Annotated in this window: 17 protein-coding genes; 1 reads left to right on the top strand and 16 read right to left on the bottom strand. The window is 71.2% G+C overall.

Annotated features, from left to right (window positions below):
* Positions 1 to 3: 3 nt before the first annotated feature.
* The 16 genes from ACFZCY_RS19140 to ACFZCY_RS19065 all read right to left on the bottom strand — a co-directional run bounded on the left by ACFZCY_RS19140 (position 4) and on the right by ACFZCY_RS19065 (position 21438).
* A complete protein-coding gene (locus ACFZCY_RS19140) occupies positions 4 to 651 on the bottom strand; it encodes a PIG-L family deacetylase (RefSeq protein WP_391174023.1) in 648 nt (215 codons plus the stop codon).
* Entirely contained in the window at positions 648 to 1442 is a 795-nt protein-coding gene (locus ACFZCY_RS19135; RefSeq protein WP_391174026.1) for a glucose-1-phosphate cytidylyltransferase, read from the bottom strand. Before ACFZCY_RS19135 ends, ACFZCY_RS19140 begins: the two co-directional genes overlap by 4 nt.
* An 11-nt stretch (positions 1443 to 1453) precedes the next feature.
* Positions 1454 to 2689, bottom strand: a complete 1236-nt coding sequence (locus ACFZCY_RS19130) for a methyltransferase domain-containing protein (protein ID WP_391174030.1) — start codon at positions 2687 to 2689, stop codon at positions 1454 to 1456.
* Positions 2686 to 3930, bottom strand: coding sequence for a glycosyltransferase (locus tag ACFZCY_RS19125; protein ID WP_391174409.1), 1245 nt, complete (start codon positions 3928 to 3930; stop codon positions 2686 to 2688). The genes ACFZCY_RS19130 and ACFZCY_RS19125 overlap by 4 nt, the downstream gene beginning before the upstream one ends.
* A 2-nt stretch (positions 3931 to 3932) precedes the next feature.
* The gene (locus tag ACFZCY_RS19120; protein WP_391174033.1) at positions 3933 to 5168 is read right to left on the bottom strand and encodes an O-antigen ligase family protein; all 1236 of its coding nucleotides are present in this window, start codon (positions 5166 to 5168) and stop codon (positions 3933 to 3935) included.
* A 1-nt stretch (position 5169) separates the two neighbouring features.
* Positions 5170 to 6702, bottom strand: a complete 1533-nt coding sequence (locus tag ACFZCY_RS19115; protein WP_391174035.1) for a right-handed parallel beta-helix repeat-containing protein — start codon at positions 6700 to 6702, stop codon at positions 5170 to 5172.
* An 11-nt stretch (positions 6703 to 6713) separates the two neighbouring features.
* On the bottom strand, positions 6714 to 8651 hold the full coding sequence (locus ACFZCY_RS19110) for a heparinase II/III family protein (protein ID WP_391174038.1): 1938 nt from the start codon (positions 8649 to 8651) through the stop codon (positions 6714 to 6716).
* A gap of 2 nt (positions 8652 to 8653) precedes the next feature.
* Positions 8654 to 10849 carry a Gfo/Idh/MocA family oxidoreductase gene (locus ACFZCY_RS19105; RefSeq protein ID WP_391174041.1) on the bottom strand — a complete coding sequence of 732 codons (2196 nt, stop codon included), beginning with the start codon at positions 10847 to 10849 and terminating at the stop codon, positions 8654 to 8656.
* A 17-nt stretch (positions 10850 to 10866) separates the two neighbouring features.
* Positions 10867 to 12801 (bottom strand): asparagine synthase (glutamine-hydrolyzing), encoded by a 1935-nt coding sequence (asnB, locus tag ACFZCY_RS19100; RefSeq protein ID WP_391174044.1) that lies wholly within the window; start codon positions 12799 to 12801, stop codon positions 10867 to 10869.
* Between the two features lie 3 nt (positions 12802 to 12804).
* Complete coding sequence (locus ACFZCY_RS19095; protein WP_391174047.1) at positions 12805 to 14325, bottom strand: Wzz/FepE/Etk N-terminal domain-containing protein; 1521 nt, start codon at positions 14323 to 14325, stop codon at positions 12805 to 12807.
* The gene (locus ACFZCY_RS19090; protein ID WP_391174049.1) at positions 14322 to 15731 is read right to left on the bottom strand and encodes a Wzz/FepE/Etk N-terminal domain-containing protein; all 1410 of its coding nucleotides are present in this window, start codon (positions 15729 to 15731) and stop codon (positions 14322 to 14324) included. Before ACFZCY_RS19090 ends, ACFZCY_RS19095 begins: the two co-directional genes overlap by 4 nt.
* The gene (locus ACFZCY_RS19085; RefSeq protein WP_391174051.1) at positions 15728 to 16966 is read right to left on the bottom strand and encodes a glycosyltransferase; all 1239 of its coding nucleotides are present in this window, start codon (positions 16964 to 16966) and stop codon (positions 15728 to 15730) included. The genes ACFZCY_RS19090 and ACFZCY_RS19085 overlap by 4 nt, the downstream gene beginning before the upstream one ends.
* On the bottom strand, positions 16956 to 18275 hold the full coding sequence (locus ACFZCY_RS19080; RefSeq protein WP_391174054.1) for a nucleotide sugar dehydrogenase: 1320 nt from the start codon (positions 18273 to 18275) through the stop codon (positions 16956 to 16958). The genes ACFZCY_RS19085 and ACFZCY_RS19080 overlap by 11 nt, the downstream gene beginning before the upstream one ends.
* 70 nt (positions 18276 to 18345) lie before the next feature.
* Positions 18346 to 19824, bottom strand: coding sequence for an exopolysaccharide biosynthesis polyprenyl glycosylphosphotransferase (locus tag ACFZCY_RS19075; RefSeq protein ID WP_391174058.1), 1479 nt, complete (start codon positions 19822 to 19824; stop codon positions 18346 to 18348).
* Between the two features lie 838 nt (positions 19825 to 20662).
* Positions 20663 to 21193, bottom strand: coding sequence for a hypothetical protein (locus ACFZCY_RS19070; protein ID WP_391174061.1), 531 nt, complete (start codon positions 21191 to 21193; stop codon positions 20663 to 20665).
* Positions 21190 to 21438 carry a helix-turn-helix domain-containing protein gene (locus tag ACFZCY_RS19065; protein ID WP_391174064.1) on the bottom strand — a complete coding sequence of 83 codons (249 nt, stop codon included), beginning with the start codon at positions 21436 to 21438 and terminating at the stop codon, positions 21190 to 21192. Before ACFZCY_RS19065 ends, ACFZCY_RS19070 begins: the two co-directional genes overlap by 4 nt.
* Positions 21439 to 22102: 664 nt before the next feature.
* Between ACFZCY_RS19065 and ACFZCY_RS19060 the strand changes: the two genes are divergently transcribed.
* Positions 22103 to 22870 carry an MHYT domain-containing protein gene (locus ACFZCY_RS19060; RefSeq protein ID WP_391174067.1) on the top strand — a complete coding sequence of 256 codons (768 nt, stop codon included), beginning with the start codon at positions 22103 to 22105 and terminating at the stop codon, positions 22868 to 22870.
* The last annotated feature ends 31 nt before the right edge of the window (positions 22871 to 22901 follow it).

The following is a 22901-nucleotide window of genomic DNA, read 5'->3' as shown; positions in this document are numbered from 1 at the left end:
GGTTCAACCCCCCAGGTTGAGCGTGAGTTTGGTGACGGCGAACGCTTCGGCGTATCGCTCGTGGCATTCGATGCCGCGGATCCGCGCGAGGCCGAGGAAGGCCTCCCGGTCGTACCAGGGCCGGTGCCGCTGCGAGGGGTAGTGCTCCTGCAGCAGCCGCACCTTCTGTTCGGCGATCTCCGTTGACAGTGGCTGGTACGCCGCGAGGCGGCCGAGGTCGCCGTCCCACTTGACGATCTCGTAGCCGAGGACGAGGTGGTCGCGGAAGGCGGTGGGTATCAGCTGCGCCAGGCCGCGGTGGTCCTGGTGCGCGTCATCGGTGCGCGGGGCCAGGATCAGATCCGGGTCGGTCTGCGCGCGCAGTTCCTCGAGGGCGGCCTTGGCCTCCTCCCAGTGCGCGGGCAGATGGCCGTCCGGCAGCTTGTGCACGGTCAGCCGCAGGTCGGCGCCCGGGCAGAAGGCGGCGAGCGCGGCCCGCTCCTCCCGCTCGCGTTCGCTGCCGCCGCCGGAGAGCACCAGCGCGTCGACCCGGAGACCGGGCCGCGCGAGGCACATGGCGAGCAGCGTGCCGCCGGCGCCGATGGCGATGTCGTCGCAGTGCGCGCCCACGGCGACGATCCGGTCCAGGGGTCCGGCCCCGAGCCGGATCACGCGCCCACCCCGGCGTTGTCCCGTTCCCACACGGCCCACGGGCGGTCGCCCCGGGCGTAGGCGGCGTCGAGCGCGGCCCGCTCCTTCACGGTGTCGGTCGGCTTCCAGAAGCCGCGGTGCTGGTGCGCCACCAGCCGGCCCCGCTTGGCCAGTTGGGCGCATCCGTCGGCGACCAGGTCGCCGTTCTCCGGGATGTGGTCGAAGACCTCCTGGCGGAGCACGAAGTAGCCGCCGTTCTCCCACAGCGGCAGTTCGCTCACCGCGGTGATGCCGCCCACCAGGCCGTCCTCGCCCAACTCCACGCAGTGGAAGGAGGACTGCGGCGGCACCACCATCATCGACGCACCGGCGTCGCGCGCGGCGAACCGGTCGATCATCTCCGGCAGCGGGGCGTCGGTGAGCACGTCGGCGTAGTTGGCGAGGAACATCTCGTCGCCGTCCAGGTGGTGGCGCACGCGGCGCAGCCGCTCCCCGATCGGCGACTCGACACCGGTCTGCGCGAACGTGATCGTCCAATCCGAGATGTCGGTGGACAGCAGCTCGGTCCGTCCGCCTCGCAGCACGAAGTCGTTGGACGTCGTCTCCTCGTAGTTGAGGAAGAAGTCCTTGATGTGGTGGGCCCCGTACCCGAGGCACAGGATGAACTCCGTGTGCCCGAAGTGCGCGTAGTAGCGCATGACGTGCCAGATCAGCGGCCTGGGGCCGACCATCGCCATCGGCTTGGGCACATCGTCCGCGGCACCGCTGCGCATCCGCATCCCGTAACCGCCGCAGAACAGAACGACCTTCATGCTGTGCCCTTTCAAGACGCGACCTCGGCAATGCTCAGTTCCGGGATGGGAAAGACCAGCCGGCCGCCCCAGTCGTGTACGAAGGACAGCTGCTCGACCAGTTCGGCCCGCAGGTTCCACGGGAGGACGAGCACGTAGTCCGGCTTGTCTTCGGCTATCTGCTCGGGCGGCAGGATCGGGATGCGGGTGCCCGGGGTGAACCTGCCGTGCTTGTAGGGGTTGCGGTCGACCGTGTACGGGAGCAGGTCGGGCCGGATGCCGCAGTGGTTGAGCAGGGTGTTGCCCTTGCCCGGGGCGCCGTAGCCGACGACCTTCTCGCCGCGCTCGGCCGCCTCGATGAGGAACCGCAGCAGATCCCGGCGCACCTTGGCCACCCTGGCGGAGAACTCGGTGTACCCGGACAGCTCCTGCAGCCCGGCGGCCTTCTCCCGGGCCAGTACGTCGGCCACTTGCTGCGTCGGCTCGCCGGCCACCTCGGTGGGCCGGGCCCACAGCCGGATGGAGCCGCCGTGGGTGGGCAGCAGCTCGACGTCCACGAGGGTGAGTCCGCCGCTCGCCAGGGCCCGGATCGCGGACGCGACCGTGTAGTACTGGAAGTGCTCGTGGTAGATCGTGTCGTACTGGTTCTCCTCGATCAGGGTCAGCAGGTGCTGCACCTCGATGGAGACCCAGCCGTCGTCGGCGACCAGGGCGCGCAGCCCTTGGGTGAACCCGACCACGTCGGGGATGTGCGCGTACACGTTGTTGGCCACGACCAGGTTCGCCGGGCCGTGCTCGGCGCGGACGGCCGCGCCGGTGTCCGGGCTCAGGAACTCCGTGAGCGTGGGCACCCCGGCGTCCCGCGCCGCGCCGCCGACGTTCTCCGACGGCTCTATGCCGAGGCAGCGGATCCCCCGGTCCACCACGTGTCGCAGCAGGTACCCGTCGTTGCTCGCCACCTCGACCACGAAGGCGTCGGTGCCGAGACCGAGGCGCGCTGCGGCGTGGGTGACGAACGTGCGCGCGTGCTCCACCCAGGAGGTCGAGTACGAGGAGAAGTACGCGTACTCCTTGAACGTCTCCTCCGGCGTGATCAACGGCGGGATCTGCGCCAGCCAGCAGTCGGTGCAGACCCGCAGGTGCAGCGGGTACGCGGGCTCCGGCTGGTCCAGTTGGTCCGCGGCGAGAAAGCTCTCACATGGTGGCGTCGCCCCGAGGTCGACGACGCTCGCCATCGCTTCCGAGCCGCAGAGTCGGCATCGTGTCATCTACTGTCCCCATCCCCCCTGCTCGCGCGGGAGTCCCCGCCGCGAGTCAGTGCTGACCGACCCGCGATCGCGGTGCGGTACTCCTCCACCAGGCGCTCCAGCCCGACGGCCGGGCTGAAGCCCTGTTCGTAACGGCGCCGGGCCGCCCTGCCCATCTCCCGGCCCAGGGACGGCTCGGCCGCGATCCGGCGTATGCCGGACGCGAGCGAGGCGGCCTCGCCCGGCCGGTGCAGCAGCCCGGTCACGCCGTCCTCGACGAGTTCGACGAAGGCGCCGTGGCCGGCGGCGACGACCGGGACCCCGGCCGCCATCGCCTCCACGACCACCAGGCCGAACGCCTCCAGCCACGTCGAGGGAGCCACCACGGCGACCGATCGCGCGATGGCCTTGGCGCACTCCGCCGGGTCCAGCAGGCCGACGAAAGCCACGTCGTCCCGGCCCGCCGCCCATGCGGTCACCGCTGCCTCCAGTGGCCCCGCGCCGGCGATCACGAGCGGTACTCCCACACCACCGCTCGCCGCGATCTCGTCCCACGCGGCCATGAGCAGCGTCACGCCCTTGGCCTCCGCGAGCCGGCCGAGATAGAGCAGATGCTCTCCCCCGCCTTCTCGGCGGGCGCCCGGGTCGGGCACGAAGTTGTGCTTCACCGCCAGCCGCTCGGCGGGCATGCCGGCCCGCACCAGGACGTCGCGCTGCGCCGCGGAGATGCAGAAGAACCGCTCCACGCCGGACCACCATCGCCGCCGGTTGACCGACAGGCTGACCGCGAGCGGCACCGTCGCAAGGCGGGAGCTGCGGTAGCAGCCGTGCCGGACGGCGGGCAGCGGAGCCGCCGCCCCGACGCACTCGGTGCACGGCCGGCCGTCCCGCTGCAGCGTGCCGGGCGGGCACACCTGGGTGTAGTTGTGCAGCGTGGCGACGGCGGGCACGTCGGCGTCGGCGCAGGCGGCGAGCACCGCGGGCGACAGGAGCGGGAAGACGTTGTGGACGTGGACCACGTCCGGCCGCCCGGTGCGCAGCCGGGCGGCGAGCTCCGCGCGGACCGCCGGGTTCCACGGCACCCGCAGTGGCACCGCGGCCTTGGCGAGGAGGGACATGGCGGCGATGTCGTCGCTGCGCCGCTCGAACACCTCGACCCGGTGGCCGGCCGCGCGCAGCAGCTCCACCTCCTGGTCGACGACCTTGTTCTCCCCGCTCGGCTGCGCCGAGGCGTAGCGGTTGTGCACCACGAGGACGTGCATGCTCAAGGAACCTCCGTTCGAGCCCGGGCCCAGCGCGGGATGTGTCGTCGAGGGACGTCGGGTGTCGCGAGAGGTGTGGCCGCGGCAGGCGTCGCCAGCAGCGAGGCGGCCAGGGCCAGATGCAGCAGATACGGCGAGGCGTCGCCGAGGCCGGCCTCGGTGTACGACGCGATCGCGCAGTAGCTGATCAGAAAGATCGCGCAGGCCCTCTGCAGCGACGGTGGCCGCAGCAGCGCGACGCCGCCGAGCACGATGATGATCGCCGCGACCAGGACGACGCCGACCAGACCCTGCTCGTTGTAGACGGCCAGCCAGCTGTTGTCGATCGGCAGCCCGCCGAACGACTTGTCGCCCAGGCCCACGCCGAACAGCTTCTCCCCCGTCGTCCGGGGCGCGGCCAGCAGGGCGTCCCAGACCTTGGCCCGGCCGGTGAGGCTGGAGAAGTTCTCCTTGGTCTGTCCGCGCAGGAACCACGCCTGGAGCACGGAGGCGAACCCCACAGCGGCCACCGTGGCGCACAGCACCGCCCAGGTGAAGAACCGACGGGCCGCGCCGCTGGTGAGGAGGAGCGAGCCGATCGCCAACGCCAGGCCGACGAACAGGCCGAGCGTGGCCGTCCGGGTATGGGTCAGCGCGAGCAGGACGAGTGACGGCACGATGACCAGCGCCGCGCTCGCCCTGTCGGTCCGGCGGCCCAGGACGAGCAGCACGGTGAGTCCGATGATCACCGCGGCGTACTGTCCGATCTGCGGCGGAGTGAGCGGCCACAGCGCGCCGACCAGCCGCCCGCCGTAGAGGTCGGGCAGGGCCGCGCCCGGTGAGATGACCAGGCCGGCGGCCACCGACCCGAGCACCGCGAAGTACATCCGGATGTGGTGCCGGATGAACGTCGGACTGCCGTCCCACCAACGGCTGAGCAGCCACAGCGTGCCGACGAAGAGGGCCAGCCGGGCGCAGCGGAACAGCGCGCCGAACCCGGACTCCAGGTGTGCGCTGGAGATCACGCTCGTCACCAGGAGCAGGGTGAGCAGGAACACGTACGCGCCGGCTCGGATGCGCAGCCGGGGATTGATCGCGAGCGCCAGCGCGAACGCGGCGACCAGCGCGCCCATGGTGGCCATCTGGATGAGGGAGCGGGGCAGCGGGACGATGGTCTTCGCCCCGGCGGAGCCGAGGGTGTTGAGGACCAGCAGCCCCCAGACCGTCCCAACGATCTTCGGTGTGTGACCCCCGCCCATCTCAACCGCCGTCCCGTGCGCGGAGGGTGCTGCCCGCGTCCTGCTGGTACGGCGTGACCTGCCACTGCCCGAAGTCGAGCACCCGGCTCGGGTCGTGGGCGACGAATTTCCATGGTCCGATGTAGACGTTGTCGTGCCAGCGGTTGTGCTGCTTGGTGGTGATCGCCTCGGCCACCCCTTCGCCCTGGTACGGCGACCAGTCCGGATAGGTGCCGTAGTTGGCCAGCATCGCCATGCGGTCGCACTTCACCACGCACGTGACGACGGACGTGTCCAGCACGAAGCGGTTGTCGTGGATGTCCACCCGCTGGGTCTTCCAGCGGCAGTCGGCGAAGAGCGGTGCGGTGGCGATCGCCGGTTTCGCGCAGCGGTCGGTGTCCCGGACCAGCAAGGTGCAGTCGCCGGATGAGGTGTTGGCCGGGCTGTTGCAGAACCGGTCGGCGTTTTCCCACAGGGTGATCCCGGACCAGTTGTTCTCCAGCGCGTTCCGGTAGATCTCGATCTTGTCGGTGCGGGCTTTGATCCGTGGTTCGCCACCGGATTCGGACAGGTAGATGGTCGCGAGCGGGAAGCTGTCGCCGCGGTCGGCCGCCTTGCGGCCCTCGACCCAGTTGTTCCGCCGGATCGTGTTCTTCCGGATGACCGCGTTGTAGCTGGTCTCGTAGATCAGCGCGGCACCGTCGTTGGCCTCGAGCACGTTGTCCTCGATGCGGAAGTCGTTGTTGTTGGTGTCCGCCCACAACCCGGTGCCGCGGTTGTCGTGCACCCAGTTGCCGCGTACGTCGGCGCCGTTGACGGCCCAGAACTTGATGCCTCCGGTGCAGCCGCAGCCCTTCCGCCGCCGCTCCCAGTCGTCGGTGTTGTTGCCCACGATCTCGTTGCCCTCGACCACCAGGCCGCTGATACGGCCGGTTGCCTTGTACGCGTTCATGCCGTACTGGCCGTTGCCGCGCAGGCAGCTGGCGCGGACCCGCTGGCGGGCACCGGCCATCAGCCCGGCGCCGGAGTTGTCCTGGATCGTCGTGTGCTCGATGACCCACCCGTCGGCCGAGTCATGGTTGACCACGCCCTCGTTGTGCGGCGCGACGAAACCCCGCACGGTCAGGTAGCGGATGGTGACGTCGCGGGCGGTGCCGCCGAACGCGTACTGGTTCTTCTTCCGGCCGTCGAGCACCGCGCCCGGCGCGCCGAGGTAGGTGTCCCCCTTCTTGGGGATGACCTGGGCGTAGCGGTTGGGGTCGAGCCTGTGCTTGCCCGGCCGGAGCCAGAACGTGGTGTGCGGGGGGCTGCTCTTGGTCTTCGCGGCCAGGTCACCGGCCACCGCGGGGTCGACCGTCACCGCGCCCGCCGGCGCCTTCGCCGGCCCGGGCGTGGGCTTGGCGCACACCCGGGCCAGGGACGTGGACCGCGCCCCGGACGTGGTGGGCACGGCGGTCGGGTTCGCACCGGCGCCCGACGTGTTCACACAGCCGGTCGCCGCCAGCAGAGCCAGCGGTGCCACCGCACACGCCCACTTCCGCCTCTTGATCACCACGCCTGCCCCCTCTAGCCGCGGAACCTGAGTACGGTGGTGAACTCCCGCACGCCGTCGGCGAAGCCGGTGCCGACCAGCGTGGTGGTGGGTTCCTTGCGCCCGAAGCCGGCGGAGTACCAGCCCAGCGGCGGAGCGGTCTCGCCGCGATGTGCCCGCCAGGTCAGCTGCCCGGGCAGGTCGAGCACCGCGGAGCGGTCCTCGCCGTCCCGGGTCCAGGTGAGCTGTGCCCGGTGGTCCACCAGGTCCGCGGCGATCGCCGGGCCGAGGTGGAACGCCAGGCGTACGGCCCGGCGCGGGCCGCGCACCTCGTCCACCACCCTCAGCTCCCGGCTCGCGGCCGTCAGCTCCACCCGGCGGCGGTGCACGGCGTCCTGGTAGCCGTCGTGCTCGGCACACCAGCGGGCCACGCCCTCGCCGGATGGGTCGGCGACCAGGACGCGACTCTTGGCATGCCGGGTCCACAGGAACGGGCCGCCGGAGACGGACTGGTCACCGCCGTCCAGCTGCAGCGTGTTGTGGCCGAGGGTCGACCGGAAGTACCGCCGCCACTCGGGCTGTCCGTGGTAGCAGTACGTCCCCGGGTCGGCGAGCACATCGATCCCGTCGTGCCGGACCTCCACGGACAGCGCGTCGGCGTGAGCATGCGCGGCGATGGACAGGAAGCCGTGCGGACCACCGTCGCAGCGGCACCAGATCTCTTCCGGACCGCGCAGGATGGTGAGCCCCGCGTCGGCGAAGTGTCCCGGTCGGCTTGGAGGGCGGGCCACAGACGGTTCCGTGGGTTTGATGAACGCGGCCAGCAGCGGGGTGCGCACATCGGTGCCGGTCACCGCCGGCCACCAGGCGAGCCGGCCGAACACGGCGTCCCCGGTGGCCAGCAGCGAGGCCCAGCGGTCGGTGCCCGCGCCGTCCACGACCAGGCCGTGCCCGTCGTCGGCGTCCCCCTGGCGCGGCGGCCGTAGCCGGCCGTCCACGATGGCCGCGAGCGCGTCGGTCATCCGCAGCAGCACCAGCCGGACCGTCGCGGGGACCGGCACTCCGGCGGCATCCGCCTCGGCCACCGCGGCGAGACCCAGCTCCAGCACCAGTCCGTGATACTCGGTGGCCAGCTCGCGGTTGAGGCCGGAGCCGAAGGTGTTGCCGCGCAGATGCCGCTCCAGCGACCGCAGCGCGTCGGCCCGCCAGCGCGCCGAGGAGGGGAACCACCCGAACGCGCAGGCCGCGGCGAACTGCCCGGCGGCCTCGGCGATGACGTGGTTGTTCGCCGAAGACCCCCGGCTCGGGAAGGCGGCCAGCCAGCGCTGGTGGTGCCAGATCTGGTTCCGCGCCACCGGGTTGTCCTCGAACAGCCCGGCCGCGCCCGGCCAGCCGTCGAGGAGCCGGCGGATCCACACCCAGGACAGCAGCCGGATCCCCAGCTCGATGCCGCTGGTCCAGTGCACTCCGCGCAGCGGCGCGTTGGCCGTCCACCACGACCGCAGGTGTTCGGCCACCCGCTCGGCGTACCGCTCGTTCCCGGTGATCGCGTAGGCGGCGGCGAGCTGGGTGAGGTACTGGTGCCGGGAGGGCTCCCAGATCTGCTTGATGTCCCCGACCGCGTCCTCGTCGCGGTACGGCACGTCGAAGGCGTAGCCCGACGGGGCCCGGCGCCCGGTCTTCGGGTCGTACCACCAGTCCGGGTCGGCCAGGTCGTCGCGGTCCACCCCGAAGTACTCGGCGTGCCCGGCCATCAGCCGGTCCGCCTCGGCGATGAGGCGTTTCGCGGCGTCCGGTGGCACCTCGGCGATCGCCCCCGCGGGCAGTACGGCGGTGAACCGGGCGCCGGTCACGCCCGGGCAGTCCGGCCGCGCCGACCGCCACCGCCGTCTGCGCACCGCGTCGCCCACCCGGCCGCCGACCTCCCGCGGTCCCATCCGGGAGAGCCGCCGCAGGTACCAGCCCGCGCTCATGGTCACAGGGCCCTCGCCAACGTCACCGGCGCACCGCCGGCCAGGCCGGCCTGTACGGCGAGGGTGGCCGCCGTGGTGGCGGCCAGCGACTCCAGCGGCACCGGCATCGGCCCGCCGGTCCGCACGGCCTTGATGAACGCGGCCAGTTCGGCGTTCTGGCCCTTGTCCCGGGCCTTGGGCAGCCGCGAACTGACCCACCGGCTGCGGCGGCCGTCGTACACGGTGGCACGGACGAAGTCGTCGAGCCGCAGCACCTTGCCGTCCGCGATCAGGTCCAGCGTCTCTTTCGGGAAGCCGGGCGCGCCGGTGGTGACGTAAGCGATGGTGGCGGTGGACCCGTCCGGGTAGCGCAGCACGACCTGCAGGTCCTCGTTGCCGGGCGTGGCGACCGCGTACACCGAGACCGGGTCGGCCCCGAGCAGCCAGCTCGCGGTGTCGATGAAGTGTCCGCCCTCGCCGGCGAACCGCGTGCCCTCGGTGCCCTGTTGGAGGTACCAGCTGCCGTGGTCGAGGCGGCCCGCGTTGACCAGGTAGCGGAGGCTCGCCGGTCCGGTGCGGGAGCCGAATCGCTTCCTGGCCTCCTGCAGCAGCGGCGCGAACCGGCGGTTGAATCCCACTTGCAGCCGGTCGTTGCCGGACTCCTCCACCGCCGCGAGGACGCCGGCCAGCTCGTCCTCGGTGAGGGCCAGGGGCTTCTCCACGAACACCGCCTTGCCGGCCCGCAGCGCCCTCATGGTCAGTTCGGCGTGGGAGCTGTGGCGGGTGGCCACGAACACCGCGTCGATGGACGGGTCGCCGAGCACGGCGTCGAGGTCGGTGGTCGCCTCGGCGAAGCCGAACTTGCGCTTCGCGTTGGCCGCGGACAGCGCGGTGGTGGTGACGACGGTGGACAGTTCGACGCCGTCGCGCCGTTCCAGGTGCGGCAGCAGCATCGACGTCGCATAGTTTCCCGCGCCGACGAACGCCAGCCGCACCGACGCGTTGGCGAGCCGGGCCGGGGTGGACGCTTTGCCGCCGCGTCGCACCGCGGGCACGGCCACCGCCGGGGTCCCCGTTTCCACGGCCCGGCCGGGGTGGCCGGGGTACCGGAACAGCACGGCCACGGCCTTCAGGTCGCCGTCCTTCAGGCGCTGGTACGTCTCGACGGCGTCATCGAAGTCGGCCATGTGGGAGACCAGGGGCTCCACGTCGACGCTGCCGCGGGCGAGGAGATCGAGGAAGCACGCCAGGTTGCGGCGCTCGGTCCAGCGCACGTAGCCGATGGGGTAGTCCCGCCCCTCCAGCTCGTACTCCGGGTCGTAGCGCCCGGGGCCGTAACTGCGGGAGAACCGGACGTCCAGCTCCTTCTCGTAGTACGCGTTCCACGGCAGGTCCAGGCGGCACTTGCCGATGTCGACGACGCGGCCGCGGTCCCGGCTCAGTCTGGCGGCCAGCTCGACGGGCTGGTTGCTGCCGCCGCCGGCGGCCAGATACACCTGGTCCACGCCGTGCCCGCCGGTGAGTTCGGCGACGGCGGTTTCCACGGCCGTGGAGGCGGGATCGCCGCAGGCCGCCGCGCCCAGGCGCTCGGCGAGCTCGCAGCGCGAAGGGTCGGGGTCGGCGCCGACGACGCGGACTCCCGAGGCGGCGAGGAGCTGCACCACCAGCTGCCCGATCAGCCCGAGGCCGATGACCAGCGCCACGTCGCCGAGCTGTGGCTCACCGCGGCGGACGCCCTGCAACGCGATCGACCCGACGGTGCCGAAGGCCGCGTGCCGCGGCGCGAGGCCGTCCGGCAGCCGGGCGTAGAGGTTCTTCGGCACCCAGTTCAGCTCGGCGTGCAACGCGTGCTCGTTGCCGGCGCAGGCCACGAGGTCGCCGACCTTCACCTCGTCGATCCCGGCGCCGACCTGCTCGACCACCCCGCACAGCGAGTAGCCGAGCGGCGTGTAGGAGTCCAGCTTGCCCATCACCTTGCGGTAGGTGGCGGGCAGCCCGTTGGTGGCCACGCTCTGGACCACCTTGGCCACCTGGTCCGGCCGGGAGCGGGCCTTGCCCACCATCGACATGCCGGCCTCGGACACCTTCATCAGCTCGGTCCCGGTGGATATCAGCGAGTAGGCGCTGCGGACCAGCACACCACCCGGCTTGCACCCCGGCACCGGCACGTCGAGCAGCGCCAGCTCGCCGCTCTTGTAGTTCTGCACAACCTGCTTCACCCGAACTCCTCTGATTCCTAAGCCGTCAACCGAGTGCTCTGGCCGGACCCAGAGGTCGCGTCGCGATACCAGTACTCGAGGGTCAGCACATGCCACAGATGCTTGGAGAAGTCCCGCTGCCCGGCGGCGTCCTCGGCGACCATCCGCGCCAGCGCGTCGCGGCGCAGGAGCCCGGAGCGGACGAGCACACCGTCGTTGACCACCTCGCGCACCAGCGGTGCCAGGTCCCGGCTCATCCAGGCCCGCAGCGGGGCGCTGAACAGGCCCTTGGGCCGGTACACGATCTCCCGGGGCAGGATGGAGGTGGCCGCCTCCTTGAGGACGGCCTTCCCCTGCCGTCCGACGATCTTGCGGTCGCCGGGCACGGCGAACGCCGCCTTGACCACCTCGACGTCCACGTACGGCACCCGCACCTCGGTCGACGCGGCCATGCTGGAGCGGTCCGTGTACGTGAGGTTCAGGCCCGGCAGGAACATCCGGGCGTCGCCCAGGCACATGCGGTTGACGAAGTCGTCGAGGTCGTTGTCCTGGTAGACATCGGCGTGCTCGGTCAGCACGTCCTGAACCGTCCCGGCCAGGTCCGGATCGACCAGGGCGAGCAGCTCGTCCTGGTCGTACATGGTGTAGCTGCGCCGGAACGCGGTCTCCTCCGGCAGATCGGCGAAGGAGAGGAACCGCTTCGCGAAGCGCACCGACCGGTAGCCCCGGCGGGCCGTTGCGACCGGCAGCCGGTCCACGGCCCTGGACACCCCGCGCCGCAGGGGCCGCGGGACGCGCTGGTAGCGCAGCGCGATCAGGTTGGCCAGGTGCTTGCGGTAACCGGCGAACAGCTCGTCGGCGCCCATCCCCGAGAGCATCACCTTGACCCCGGCCTCCCGGGCGGCCGAGCAGATCAGGAACGTATTGATCGCGGCGGGGTCGCCGATCGGCTCGTCCAGGTGGTACGTCATCCGCGGCAGCAGGTCGAGCACGTTCGGAGCGATCTCGATCTCGTGCAGGTCGACGCCGAACCGCTCGGCCACCCGCCGGGCGTAGCGCAGGTCGTCCGGCATCGCCTCGAACCTGGCGTCCTCGGCGCGGAACCCGATCGTGTAAGCGGAGATCCCGGGTTGGTGGCGGGCCGCCAGCGCGGTCAGGTAGCTGGAGTCGAGACCGCCGGAGAGGAAGGTCGCCACGGGCACGTCGGAGAGCAGGTGGCGCCGGGTCGACTCCTCGACGATGGCGGCGAGGTCCGGCTGCTCGCCGCTCCGGGCCCGCTCCCGGCCCTCGGCGGCGACGTCCTTCAGGTGCCAGAACCGGCCGCGCTCCACCCGGCCGTCGGGCCGGCACCTCAGCCAGCTCCCCGGCGGCAGCTTCTCCGCTTCGCGGAACGCGCAGCGCGAGTCCGGCACCCAGTAGTACAGCAGCGAGGCCACCAGCGCCGCATGGTCCACCTCCAGCGGCACGCCGGTCGCGGTGGCGAGCGCCTTGAGTTCGGAGGCGAACACCAGGCCCTCGCCGCGCCGGAGCAGGAACAGTGGCTTGATGCCCAACTGGTCGCGTGCCAGCACCAGTTCGCCGGTCCGTTCGTCGAAGATCCCGAACGCGAACATGCCGCGCAGCCGGGGCAGGCAGTCGGTGCCCCAGCGCCGCCAGGCCTCCAGCAGCACCTCGGTGTCGGAGGTGCCGCGGAAGCGCACCCCGGCGGCCGCCAGTTCGGCACGCAGCTCGGGAGCGTTGTACAGCTCGCCGTTGTACGTCAGGACGAGGCCGCCCGAGACCATCGGCTGGGCGCCGGTCCCGGACAGGTCGATGATGGCCAGCCGGCGGTGCCCGAGGTGCACTTCGCCGTCACCGGCGGGGTGGCTGTACCGTCCCGTCCCGTCCGGACCGCGGTGGGCGAGGGTATCGGTGAGCCGGTCGGTCACGACCTTCCCGTCCGGCCATCGGTAGGTGCCTGCGATACCACACATGTCCTACCGTGCCTCCTGGTCGCTGTCCGGGACGCGTGCGGCCCACATCGGCGGCCGCTCCGTCCGTAGTTGGCCCATCCCCTGGCGCAGGGCCGGCCGCTCGCCATGGCCCCGCAGCGCGATGTGCAGCCCGTCCCACAGCGTGCCGTCGGTCCGGTCACCCGGATCGGGGTCGATCAGCACCACACCGATCACCGGAATGCGCTGGTCGGCGAGCTGCCGCGCCACGGTGTGCAGCCATGCGGCGCTGCCGTGTCCGGCACGTACGACAAGCACGGTCCGGGTACCGAGGTACTGGAGGTCGGTCCACGCGGTGCCGGGCGCCACCGAACCGACGCCGACCCGGCGCTCCTGATGCGACACGGCAGCGGCCTGCTCGCCGCTGACCACGGTGGGGTCTCCTGGCTTCGGGCGGCGGCCCGCGAGCTGCGGGCCGGGCAGACCATCGATGATGGCCACCGGCCCATCCGCCGCCAGTTCCCTGGCGAGGTCCAGGGCGATCTCGCTCGTGCTGCGCGCACAGCCCAGTTCCAGCAGCGACACCGGTTCCGCGGAGCCGCGTACGGTGCGGGCCAGGGACGCGGTGAGCCGTGTCCGTACCGCCCGGACCCGTCGGCGCCGCCACAGCCTGCCCGACCGGCGGGGCAGCTCCGCGATGACCGAGGCGCCCAGGTTCGCCGCGATCGCCCGGCGCAGCACGGGGCGGTCCGCCACCACCGCGCCGACCGCGGCCACCGCGAGCCCGAGGACGAGCCCGAGGACGAGCCCGATCGCGGCGTTGGTGGCAGCGGCCTTGAGCGGGGAGTGCGGCAGCGCGCGCGGGGCGTCCACGATCTGTGTCCCGGCGACGACCCGGGGCGTGCCGGTGCGGGCCTCCGCGGCGCGCTGGTCGAAGTCGGCGATCCGCGAGTTGAGCTCGGCCCGGCGGGCGAAGAGCGACTCGATGCCCGCCGACGCTTGCGGGTCGCTGCCCGGCGATCGGCCTCCGATCGCCTTGTTGACCTCGGCGAGTTCGCGCCGCACGCGGTCACGCTGGTCCAGCAGGGCCTTGGACTCGGCTTTCGCGGCCTCCCGCATCCGCCGCACATGGTCCGCGACGAACGCGTCGGCCAGCGCCTTGGCCCGGGCCACCGCTTCCGCGTCGCTGTCACCTGTCACATCGATCTGCAGCAGGTTGTTGGTCAGGCCGGTACCCCGGTAGTCCCGCATGAAGTCTTCCGGTTTTTCCGGGGACTTGAGCGACTGCAGGGCCTTGCCCGCGATCCGCGTGGTCCCCAGCAGCGCGACGTCGGTGCGGATCAGCGTTCCGGTGTCGTTCGGCTGGTCCTCCTGATGCGCGACCAGCACTTTGGTCACCGCGGTCGGCGGTGGCGGCAGCAGGACCGCCATCGCCGCACCGGCCAGCAGCCCCAGCACGGCCATGGAGCACCGGAGCCGGCGGCGCCTGCGCACCGCCACCACCAGCGCCTGCAGGTCGAACAGCGGAGTGGCCGCCGGCCACTCCGGTGTCGTGCTCGCCGTCACACGGCACCTCCCGTCGCGTGGCCGCGAACGGCGAGCGCCGGAGTGGCGTCATCGGGAGGCGTGCCGGCAGACCGCTTCGGACGGGCCCGGACCGTACCGGCGACGACGATGCCGACGACCTCGTGCTTGCCGTCCGCACACGCCTCGGCGATGCCGGCCAGCTCCGCCGCGGTCCAGCTGCCCGCGCTGAGCACGACCAGGGCGCCGGACTCGGTGCCGCGGTCCGGCACCAGCGGCTGGGACACCGAAACTCCCACCACCCGCAGCACGGGGTATCCCCTGCTCGAGGAGGACGGGGAAGGATCGCCCTCGGACACGGCGGCGAGCTGCTCGGCGGCCCGGCGGGCGATCTCGTCGCCTTCGGGTACGACCACCAGCAGCCGCCGGGGGGCCGGCACCCGGTCCCGGAGGCGGGCGCACACCCGCCGGTAGCGTATGTGCCTGCTGGCCTCGTCGCCGGACGCCTGGGGCGTCGGCAGGTCCCACCGGGTGTCGACGCCGAGCAGCCGGCGGATCCGGGCCCGCGGGCCACCGCCTTCCGGCCGGTGCGCGCGCCGTTCACCAGGCACGTCGACAGGTACGTCGACGGTACCGAGCGGCGCCGAGCCCAGCGCCGCGGCGATCTCCGGTTCGGTGCGCAGCCGGCGGCTCATCCGTGCGGCGGTGAGATGGCCGATGACCGCGAGCAGGAAGAACAGCAGCGCTCCGGCGACGATGAGCTGCGTCCCCGTCGGCGGTGCCGCACCGGCCGGCCGGGCCGCCGGCCCCATGACGACCATGTTGGACTTGTTGGTCACCGGGTCGGCCTCGTCCAGCTTTTTCATGGCCTCCTGCAGCGCGATGCGCAGCTTCTCGAGCTCGGTGCGGCCCTGCACGCTCTCCACGGTCCGCCCCGGATCGGCCGCGTCGGCCAGCTGGGTGATGCGGCGGCTGGTCTGCACCACCATCTTCCGCAAGTCCCCGGGCCCGGCCGACGCTTCGGAGTCGGTGTCGTCGCCTGCGAGCCGCGCGGCGAAGGTGACGAATTGCTGGGCCACTTGGTCGGAGAGCCGCTGCGCGCGCTCCGGCGTCTCGGCCGTACCCGAGATCTTGATGATGTTCCCGTCGGCGGCCCCGGCGCTCACCCGGTCCCGCAGCTCGCTGCCGCTGACCCCGGCCCAGCCGAGCGTGGCAGCCGCGCGGTCGACCACCACCGAACTGGTCGCGATCTCCGCCTGGGTCAGCAATTCGCGCTCCTCCCACGCCCCCGGCAGCAGTACCGATGCCGACGTCGTGTAGCGCGGCGGAAACAGCAAAGAGGTGCCGTAGCCGAAGAGCGCCCCCACCACGGCGAGGACGGTGAGAAGCCGCCAGCGCCGACGGATAATCCGCCCGATCGTGACCAGGCGTATCGTGTCATCGCTCAACGGCGCGGCCTCTTCCTTGCCCGGCCCGGGTCCCCCGCCGACGCGTAGGCGGCGAGCAGCGACGTTTGCGAGTTCCGCCAGGAGAGCGGCCCGCTGATCCGCTCCTGGCCGATCTTGCCCATCCGGGCGCGCTTCTCCGGATCGTCGAGGAGCAGCGCGATGAGCCCCGCGAACTCGGCCTCGTCGTCGGCGGGGGCGTAGACGGCGGCCTCACCGGCGGAGACCCGCGCCTCCTTCAGGTCGAACGAGACGATCGGCCGGCCCATCGCCATGTACTCCAGAACCTTGTTCATGGTCGACACGTCGTTGAGCGGATTGCGCGGGTCCGGGGAAAGGCACACGTCCGCGGTGGACAGGTAGCGCACCAGGTCGGCGTCCGGAACGCGCCCGGTGAACTGCACCTGCTCGGTGAGCCCGAGCCGCCGGGACAGCCCCACCATCGCGTCGAAGGCGTCGCCGGAGCCCACGAACACCGCGTGCCAGTCGGTCCGCCCGAGTTCGTCGCGCAGCTTCGCGAGGGACCGCAAGGCGTAGTCGACGCCGTCCTGCGGGCCCATGACGCCGAGGTAGCACAGCAGATGTGGCTTGCCGCGCTTCAACTCCGGTTCGGGCGGCACCGGTTGGAACCGGTCGACGGCGGGCGCGCTGCGCACCACGAAGACGTCCTCCGGCCGCTTGCCGCCTCGGCGCAGCGCGACGTCCCGGTAGCTCTCGTTCGTGGCGAGCACGACGTCCGCGGTTCGGTAGGTCCGCCGTTCCAGCGCGCACACGGCGCGGTAGAGCAGATCCTCGCCGCGGCCGAACCGGGAGAGGTACAGCTCGGGCACCAGGTCGTGCTGGTCGAAGACGAACCGCGCACCGCGCCGCTTCAGCCACAGTGCGGGCAGGAACAGCAGGTCGGGCGGGTTGCACGCGTGGACCACGTCGACGGGGCCGACCTTGCGGATCAGCCGGACCGTATGCCACAACGCCGATCCGTACTCCCGCAGATAGCCGGCCGGTCCTCCGGTGGCCGCGCGCAACGGGTAGCGGTGGATCCGCACCCCGTCGATCACGGCCTCCGGCTCCGTGTCCCGCTTGCTCCCCCGGGGGCAGATGACGTGCACCGTCCAGCCCGCGTCGCGCAGTGTCGTGCACTCCTGCCACACCCGCCGGTCGAACGGCACCGACAGGTTCTCCACCAGGATCAGCGCACGCCGGCCCGACCCCTCACCGCTGATTGCGTTACCAGGCAAGGCCCACGTACCCCGGTTCGGTCCGGCGCGCCTCGGCGTCGGGAAGGCGGATGAGATCGACGATCACCGGGCCGTCGCCGCCATGGGGCAGCGCCGACAGTACGGCCGGGTCCCTGGTCCCCACCAGGCACACCTCGGCGTGTTCGAGCACCTCGCCGACGGAATCCGCGAGCAGCTGCGCGAGGTGCGGCAGCCGGTTCTCGATGTACTCGCGGTTCGCGCCGAGCAGCCGGGAGAGGCTCACGTTGGCGTCGTGGATCCGCAGGTCGTATCCCTTGCCGAAGAGCCTCTCCGCCAGTTCGACGAGCGGGCTCTCGCGGAGGTCGTCGGTGCCGGGTTTGAAGGACAGCCCGAACAGGCCCACCCGGCGCTTGCCGGTGCGCTCGACCAGCTCCACCGCGCGCTGCAGATGGTCGGAGTTGGAGGGCAGCACGTGGGCGAGGATGGGCACCGAGACGTCGGCCCGCTGCGCCGCGTACACCAAGCTGCGCAGGTCCTTGGGCAGGCAGGAGCCGCCGAAGGCGAAGCCGGGCCGCAGGTAGGCGGGGCTGATGTTCAGCTTGCGGTCGGCCAGGAACACGTCCATCACCTGGTGCGAGTCCACCCCGAGCGCCTGGCACACCGCGCCCAGCTCGTTCGCGAAGCCGATCTTGAGGCCGTGGAACGCGTTGTCCGCGTACTTGATCGCCTCGGCCGTCGGGACCGGCACCCGGAACACCTCGCCGGGCAGGCCGTCGTACAGCGCCGCCACCGCGTCGCCGCTCGCCTGGTCGAGCTCGCCGATGACGGTCTTGGGCGGGTCGAAGAAGTCCCGCACGCTCGTGCCCTCGCGCAGGAACTCCGGGTTGACCGCGACCCCGATGTCCACCCCGGCCGTGCCACCGACGTACTTCTCCAGGATCGGCACCAGCAGGTTCAGGCAGGTGCCCGGGAGCATGGTGCTGCGGAACACGACGGTGTGCCGACCGCCGCGCTCGGCGAGCGCCGCGCCGATCTGCTCGGTGACCCGCTCCAAGTACGTGGTGCACAGGCTGCCGTTGGGCTCCGACGGCGTGCCCACGCAGACCAGCGACACCTCGCTGCCCATGATCGCCTCGCGGACGTCGCCGGTGGCGCGCAACGCCCCGGTCCGCACGACCTCGGCGATGAGCTCGCCGATCCGCTCCTCGACCACCGGGGCCTTGCCGTCGTCGACCAGGTCGACCTTCACCTGGTTCACGTCCACCCCGATGACCTCGTGACCCATGCCGGCCAGGCACGCGGCCGACACGCAGCCCACGTAGCCGAGCCCGAAAACGCTGACTCTCATGACTGTTCCCCCCTCAGGCACGCCCTTCCGGCCTGCCTTCCGTGCGCCGACCGGACGACGCCCCCGCCCATCAGTAGGCCCCCTGTCCCTGGAGCACCGCGCGCAGCGTCTTCCACAAGATCACTGTGTCCAGGGCGAGCGACCAGTCCTCCACGTACCGCAGGTCCAGCCGGACCGCCTCCTCCCACGGCAGGTCGCTGCGTCCGCTGATCTGCCACAGGCCGGTGAGGCCGGGCTTGACCAGCAGCCGCCGCCGGATGTCCGGGCCGTACGCAGCGGACTCCTCCGGCAGCGGAGGCCGCGGGCCGACGAGCGACATCGACCCGGTGAGTACGTTGAAAAGCTGCGGGAGTTCGTCGATCGAGTACCGGCGCAGCACCGCTCCCACCCGGGTCACCCGCGGATCCCGGCGGAGCTTGAACAGCAGGCCGGCGCCCTCGTTGCGGTGGGCCAGCTCGGCTCGTGCCCGGTCAGCCCCGGCGACCATGGTGCGGAACTTGAGAATGGTGAACTCGCGGCCGTCCTTGCCGACCCTGCGCTGGCGGTAGAACACGCCACCCCGGCTGTCCACCATCACGAGCAGCCCGACGAACACCATCAGCGGCGCGAACAGCACCAGCAGGATCGCCGCGCCCATCCGGTCGACGATCCCTTTGACCGCCCGGCGGCCCCCGGTGAAGGTCGGCATGCTGACCCGCAGCAGCGGGATCCCGAGCACCGCGTCGATGTGCAGCCGCGGGCCGGCCACCTCCATCAGCACGGGGGCCACGACCATCTCGGCGTCGCTGCCTTCGAGGTTCCACGCCAGCCGCTGCAGCCGGTCCGGTGACCAGTGCGGGTCCGGTGTGACCGCGACGACACGGTAGCCGTCGCGGCGGACGTGGCCCGCGACGTCCGCCAAGTGGCCGACGACCGGCACTCCGTCCAGTTGGTCACCGTCGGGGCCGAGACCGTCCGTCGTGCACACCGCCTCCACCCGCCAGCCGAGGTGCGGGAACTTGCGGGTCCGGGTGATCAGGTCGCGTACGGTGGCCAGGCTCCCGGCAGCGAGCACCGGTCGCAGGCACCGTCCTTCCTTCCGCTGTTTGTGCAGCCAGAGGCGCAGCAGATACCGCGCGGTCATGGTGATGAGCGCGATCGCGGGGATCGCGACGAAGATCCAGAGCTTGATGTTGCGCGAGGTGAGGGCGATCCCGCCGAGCGCCAGTACGACGGTCGCCGTGAACAGTGAGCGTCCGAGCCGGCGGAATTCCTCGGCGCCCTGGCCGAGCACGGCCGGAGCCCACGACCGGCTCACCGCAAGCGCCCCCAGCACCAGCAGCTCGGTGCCGAATGCGAGAATTCCCCACTTCTCATGCCAGTTGGCCGCGTCCCGGGCCCCGAAGAAGTTGCCGATCGCCGCCACCACGACGGCCGTGGCCACCGTGTCGCTGGTGATCACGGTACGGCGGTACCGCTGCTCCCAGTCGGTCGCGGGCTGACTGATTGCCCCGTCCGCCACACGCCCGCGCGCCGGCGAAAACGGGTTGACTAATCCCCCTTGCCGCACAGAACCCCCCAGGTCCCCAGTGGTTCGACGTATTCGCCTAGCACTGTTCCTCCCCCTCGGGAGGCCCCCGCCTCCCGTACTGTTCCTCCCCTCGGGAGGCCCCCCGCCCCCCGCGCCGCGCTGTTCCTCCCCGTGGGAGGCCCCCGCCTCCCACGCATGACATGCCGGCTGTTTCAGAGGTACGTGAACGGCCCACCCTGGCGGCAGCGGACCCGCATGTACTGCCAACTCTCAAGGTGCGCGAAAGCCCGTCGAAACCTCGGGTGCTCCCCACACCCAAGGGGCCCCCTCTCGGGCTCCAAGAATTGATCACCCCCACGTCTGGCGCCGACGACGCGACTGCTGGCTTTCCGTAGAGCCGGACCCATAGATCATCGTTTGTCGCCTGGTGTCCAAACATGTGAAGCACGGGTCAATCTAGACCATCGCGGCCCCGCTGAAGAGGGGATGTGTGGAATTTGTGCCCAAACCTTGAAGCCGGAGCCACCGATCGATGGCCGCCCGCGGGTGCCTCGACGACAAAGACGCGCCCCGTGACCTGCGATGACGGGAGTTCTCCGGGCCGTCGGCACCGGCAATCCCAAGACGCGCCGGCACTGCCGACTGAGCCGCGCTCAGGGCCTGTCCGGTGGCGCCGCACGCCGAGTGTGCGTGCCGGGCGGCGCGGGACCCGGCAAGATCCGCTGGACAGCACACGACGACGCCGGCAACTCAGCGGTGTGACTGAGCGCTCCCGTTGGCCGCAGCGCTTCAATTGGCCCCGGCGGCACGAGAGTTGGCCCGGCCGATCCCTGACACTTCTGATTCGATCAGCTGTCGGCCGGGCACAGCGAACTCATCAGGCCACGCGGCCGTCGCCTTCGGCCGGCTCGTCCTGAGCCATCAGACCGGCCAGCCACAAGGGCATCAGCCAGTGCGCAACAAGGACCGCGATGAGCACCGGCGCCGCATACGCCGTGGGGACATTGCCTTCGGCCGCACCCTTGACCAACAAGCCGGCGGCGGTTGCGGCAAGGAGCAGGGTCATCGCCCGGTGGGCGCGGGCTTGCACCCGGGCGCGTTCGGCGGATTGCCGCTCGTCCAGCGCTCGTTCGCGCAGTTCGAGCAGGCCACGGGTGGCCGCATTGATCGCCCCGGTCGCCACCATCCACGGCAGAAACAGCACCGCCACGACGACGAAGGCCCAGATCGGTTCCCCCTCCGCGAGGCAGGCGTAGGCCATCAGCCCGCCGATGGCCACGGTCAGCACCAGATGCGCGGCGACGACCAGGCGCCGACGGGCCGCCGTGGCGTACAGCGGCCGGCCTCGGTGGTCGTTCATCAGCCGCATCATGCTGCGGTCGTAGCGCGTCAGCCGCGTCGTTGTCATGGCGTCTTCCTCCCGTAGATCTCATCCGTGAGCGGCCGGAACGGTTCGAGTGAGAACAGCGCCTCCACCGGTAGCTCGAAGAACTTCGCGATCTTCAGTGCCAGGTCGAGGCTCGGGTTGTACTGCCCCCGCTCGATGTAGCCGATGGTCTGGTAGTGGGCCCCCACCTCCTCGGCCAGACGCTGGCGCGACACCTTCCGCTCGGCGCGAACCACGGAAAGTCTGTTGTGCACCTGCTCGCTCATGTATAAGAACTACTACATTCTGAGTGACAAGGGCAACCACAAGCGGCGCACCCAACCCAGAGGTGTGGCGAACAACCTGGATACCCTCGCGGCGCCATCCCTGATCCGCCGCCGGTCGAACGCTGAACCGGATCCCCAGCCCTCTCCTCGAGGTCCATGAGCAGGTCGCGAACGAGTTGGGCGGCCGCGGTTCGCCTTGGATCCTGACGCATCCCCAGGTCGAGGTTCTCTCTCGCCAGGCGCCGGATGAGCGCGACCGTCTCTTCCGGCAATGGTGGCCGACCGGTCCCGGCCACCGTGGGGCGTGCTGGGCGCCGATCAAGGGACGGGCTGACGCGGCACGGGCACCGGACGCTGATGGAAGAGCTGGGCGCAGTCACGCTCACGGAGAGCCCGCGGTCCGTCAAGTCCGAACGGGCCTTCACACACCTCCCCGCACGCCCCGCCGTGATCTACGCCATAAGCGCACTACAAGACCCTTGTCGCCGGGACAGCTGAAGTGTCCGGCTGACGCAGATTGTGACCACGGAACTCGCAAGTAGGACAGCTCGAAGTGACCACGTCAGCCGCGTGGTCGAGGCACGTACCCACCTGTGAAGCTTCTGTGAAGAAACGGAATGCTAGCGTCCACGGCGCCTTGAAGTTGCAAAGAAGAGGGGGAGTTTTGGCACACCTTGATCACTTCAGCGCCGGATGGCTTTCACCTGTCATCGCGTACGTGATGGCCTGCATCGGCGCCGCGCTCGGACTGCACTGCACCATGAAGGCACTGGCGTCGGACGGCCGCTCCCGGCGCAACTGGCTGGTGACGGCATCGGTCGCGATCGGATCGGGCATCTGGACGATGCACTTCATCGCCATGCTCGGCTTCGGAGTCGAGGGGACCCCGGTTCGCTACGACGTCCCGCTCACGCTCCTCAGCCTGCTGGTGGCCATGGCGGTCGTCGGGGCAGGTGTTTTCACCGTCGGCTACGGGCGGTCACGCTGGCGCTCGCTGCTGGTGGGTGGTCTGGGCACCGGCCTCGGCGTCGGTGCCATGCACTACCTCGGGATGGCGGCACTCCGGTTGCACGGAAGCGTCGGCTACAAGCTGCCGATCGTCGTCCTCTCGCTGGTCATCGCCGTGGCCGCGGCAACCGCCGCGCTGTGGGCCGCCGTCGTGGTGCGCGGCCCTGCGGGAGCGACGCTCGCCTCCCTCGTCATGGGGCTCGCCGTGTCCAGCATGCACTACACCGGAATGGCCGCCGTGCACATCGAACTCGCCCCGCAGGGGGGCGTACTGGACGGCGCCACGGCCACCCAGTTCATCTTCCCCCTCGCGGTGCTCCTCGGTTCGTTCCTGTTCCTCGCATCGGCCTTCGTGGCCCTGTCGCCCACGAAGATCGAGGCAGTCGAGAGCGCCGACGCCCCCGCGGCCACACCGGCCGGCTGATTCCGGCTGCCACGTGCCCCACCTCGCTCCC

It is taken from the genome of Streptomyces sp. NPDC007983 (assembly GCF_042958345.1).
Taxonomy (GTDB): domain Bacteria; phylum Actinomycetota; class Actinomycetes; order Streptomycetales; family Streptomycetaceae; genus Streptomyces.
The sequence above is the reverse complement of the archived record's forward strand: the minus strand, read 5'-3'. Positions and strand labels throughout refer to the sequence as shown.